Below are 2,130 nucleotides of genomic sequence, written 5' to 3'. Positions count from 1 at the left end.
GCCAGCTTCTGCTTAACTTCTTCAACGCTCTGGTGGGCTACAACTCGACTGACTCTTGCCATAACAGTGCTCGTTTCTCGGTTAACTGCACCCTACCCTAATTGTTCTTTAGAACGCAAGTTCGTATAACAAGCTCACGGTCAATCTTGCTCCTATACTTTGTGTTTCCAAGTTGCTGATCGTGGTGTAATCAAATGACTTTTTTATTTTGTTGTTGAGATTGATAAATGAATTGGTGATTTAGTGACATTACAATTTTTCCTCTATTCTTTAAGGTTTAGAAGGTGTAGATTAATTTATTGAGGGTGTTTTAGATTTCTTTAGGATTCAGTACGTGTAGTTCAGCCAAATTAGTACTATTGAGCTACAGTTGATAATGTGCAATATCCTCTAGCAAAGACAATGCAGCTTGTGGTTGCCAACCGAGTTGTATCGCTTTGTTTGCAGTTGTTTGATTATTAATTGAAAAGAAAGCTGCAATTCCACGTCCCCATTGTTGAGTTGCTTGTTCTAAAGAAATTCCTTCGATTTTGCAACTCACAATATCACTTATCGCTTGGGCGATCGCTTTTTCAGAAATTCCTGATTGAGTCGCTGCATGATAGATTGAACCCGCAGGTGCTTTTTCCAAAGCCAACACATACAATTGGGCAACATCATCGACATCTACCGCAGATACTTGATGTTCGCCTGGTGCAATATAATAAGCAACACCACTTTCTTGGGCTGCTTGCACTCGCATCGGAATGTAACTCGTACCACCTCCACGCCCGTAAATGTAAAGTGGTAGCCGTAAGACAACACTACGAATATTTTGCTTGCTGGCGTGGATGACTGCAGCTTCAGCTTTGGCGCGTTCTGCAAGAAAAAAGTTAGAAGCGATCGCATCGCCTTCATCGGCAATGTCTGCACCCGTGTCACCGAGTACGCTTGTATCAGATGTGGCAATTAAAGGTTTACCCGCACCTGCTAAAGCACAAGTAAAAGCCGCGATAACTCGACAATCAGTTTGCACCGCCCCTGCCCAATCATCAAAATTATGGATGAATGCGGTATGAATCACACCATCTGTTTGTCTTGCAGCATCAATTAGCGGTTCAGGATTTTGTAAATCTCCAATAAAAGGCTTGATATCTCGCTTTGCGAGTTTTTCGGCAGTCGCTTCATTTCTAGCTAATCCGACAATGGTGTGTCCTGCGGCTTGGAGTTTTTCGGCAACAACACTGCCAATGTAACCTGTTGCACCTGTCAGAAATACATTCATCGTGAATTCTCCTACTGTATTTCTACTAATTCAATGTTTGGTGTGCGATCAATTTACGAAATCGCCAAGTGAATAATCCTGCAACAGTTGCGATCGCCATAGATTGTCCAATCCACAATCCAATACTGCCCAAGTTGAACCAAAAGCCGAGTATATAACCCACAGATAAACCGACACCCCAATAGCCCAGTACATTGAGTAACATCGGAATCTGCGTATCTTGAAGTCCTTGCAGCGAACCATACACCGCTTTTTGAAAACCATCTAAGACTTGGGCGATCGCAGCAATTATTAGTAGTGGTAAAGCAATGGCAACAATCGCAGCATTCTCAGGATTGTGTACATCTAAATAAATGCCAACGATCTGTTTTGGGAACAACAAAAAGGCGATTGAAACACCTACCATAAACACTGTGGTGATGCTCATACTCACCCAAGCAGCTTGTTGAATTCCGATGCGCGATCTCTGCCCTAACCATTGCCCAACGCGCACTGTGGTTGCGTAAGAAATTCCTAAAGGAACCATAAACACTACAACAATCGTTTGAAACACAACCTGATGTGCTGCCAACACTTCTGTACCTAATGTTCCCATCCAGAAAGTAATCACCAGAAAAAATCCGATTTCTAAACCAGAAAATAATCCAATAGGCACACCTACCCAAATTAATTCCCAGAGGATGCGCAGTCTCACGCGGTGAAGTTCTTGGAAAATACGATAACGTCAGTTCGGGATAAAAAAAGGAGGGGGCAAGTAAGCTGAAATTAAGTTAAACCATTCAGCGCCCCGTCCTATGTCTAGTTTAGAAGCATTGTTTTGTGAGGTCGATGATTTTTGCACATATTTTGAACCTCAGTGGCATAGG

The 2,130-nt window shown here is 42.6% G+C and carries 2 protein-coding genes; both read right to left on the bottom strand.

Annotation, left to right across the window (positions count from 1 at the left end; genetic code table 11):
- Nucleotides 1-364 precede the first annotated feature (364 nt).
- Entirely contained in the window at nucleotides 365-1,264 is a 900-nt protein-coding gene (locus tag IQ230_RS26175; RefSeq protein ID WP_193935092.1) for an NAD-dependent epimerase/dehydratase family protein, read from the bottom strand.
- 25 nt (nucleotides 1,265-1,289) lie between these two features.
- Nucleotides 1,290-1,958 carry an MATE family efflux transporter gene (locus tag IQ230_RS26170; protein WP_322742578.1) on the bottom strand — a complete coding sequence of 223 codons (669 nt, stop codon included), beginning with the start codon at nucleotides 1,956-1,958 and terminating at the stop codon, nucleotides 1,290-1,292.
- Between the last annotated feature and the right edge of the window lie 172 nt (nucleotides 1,959-2,130).

Source organism: Gloeocapsopsis crepidinum LEGE 06123 (assembly GCF_015207655.1).
GTDB classification, from domain to species: domain Bacteria; phylum Cyanobacteriota; class Cyanobacteriia; order Cyanobacteriales; family Chroococcidiopsidaceae; genus Gloeocapsopsis; species Gloeocapsopsis crepidinum.
Note: the sequence above shows the minus strand (reverse complement) of the source record. Positions and strands in the feature narration are given on the sequence as shown.